The sequence below is a fragment of the Shewanella sp. SM87 genome (assembly GCF_025653705.1).
In the GTDB taxonomy this organism is placed as follows: domain Bacteria; phylum Pseudomonadota; class Gammaproteobacteria; order Enterobacterales; family Shewanellaceae; genus Shewanella; species Shewanella oncorhynchi.
In genome coordinates this window covers 1-1,261 of record NZ_JAKKSC010000079.1, presented here as the reverse complement: position 1 = coordinate 1,261, position 1,261 = coordinate 1, and the positions used below count along the sequence as shown (strand labels likewise).

Annotated in this window: 1 protein-coding gene and 1 pseudogene; both read left to right on the top strand. The window is 47.7% G+C overall.

Features of this window, described 5'->3' with window-relative positions; genetic code table 11:
- Nucleotides 1-293: pseudogene (locus L5M11_RS23700) on the top strand (hypothetical protein); the annotation flags it as partial.
- A 169-nt stretch (nt 294-462) separates the two neighbouring features.
- Nucleotides 463-1,261, top strand: a 799-nt coding sequence (locus L5M11_RS23695; RefSeq protein WP_263193449.1) for a hypothetical protein, incomplete at its 3' end; no start/stop codon positions are given.

Below are 1,261 nucleotides of genomic sequence, written 5' to 3'. Positions count from 1 at the left end.
CAATAAGTGCTATCAAGCGTGGACACCCCCATATGATAAAAGTGACCCACAAGAGGCCATATATATCGTGTGATACAGACAGGTTTTATTTCGGATATTATTCAAATCTCGACTGTTATTGCCATCCCGAAGATATGCATAAAGTGTTGTCGCTACTGATGAAGCAATTACCGGGGTCGGAACTCTTTTTATTGAAAAATGAACGAATAGTTGGCCTCTCTAAAGTTGGCACCCGTGACGGCGAATCTGCTCAACTGTCAGATTTTGCCCCTGAGAATACCCAGCCCAGTTAACGTTTTTTCTCGCGCCTGTTACTGGCGCTAATTACGACCATTATCTGGATGCAGGCTAACAGACCTTTCGCGGCAAGGTCGTTAAGGGCGAGAAGACATTAAGTACAAACCGTGTGGGTAGGTTAACGACGACCATGCAGTACCGTGGGCACAGCAAAGGAATAGCTATATGAATAAGAGAGCAGCGCCGCAGCAGTTGGCGTCGACAGAGCAAGAGACACAACCGTTGGACTACAGTCGGTATGAAGACCTGCCGCGCACTGAGTACCTGCAATTACCCCAAGAGGAGCAAGACCGGCTCTATCAGTTGCGTCAGCAGCGGGTGCGTGAGGCGCCCACCCTCTATGAGTGGGATATTAAGGTAGCGACTGTGTATGGCATTGGGTGGATCATGGTCCTTATTCCGTGCGGGATTACGGCTCTAGTTGGGTTGGTGACATACTGGTATGGATTTGAGCAATGGTATTATTTTCTCATCATAGCGATGATTTTTGGGCCATTTATGCGCTACCTCTGGTTGGCTGACAAACAGTACCACTATCGGCTCACCACCGAGGGGCTGGTCACCACCTATCATGATGCTATTCCGGATGCAGCCTATGCGGTAGTGCGGGGGCTGGCTTGGTTTGGTGTGGTGGTTTGTATTGTCGGGGTGGCCTTTTTAGGCCCAGCAGCGCTGGTTGGTGTAGGTGGAATGGCTCTGGGGGCATTGTTCTTTACTGGTTTTAAAAATGTAGAAACCACCTCAATAAGTGCTATCAAGCGTGGACACCCCCATATGATAAAAGTGACCCACAAGAGGCCATATATATCGTGTGATACAGACAGGTTTTATTTCGGATATTATTCAAATCTCGACTGTTATTGCCATCCCGAAGATATGCATAAAGTGTTGTCGCTACTGATGAAGCAATTACCGGGGTCGGAACTCTTTTTATTGAAAAATGAACGAATAGTTGGCAGTTGGC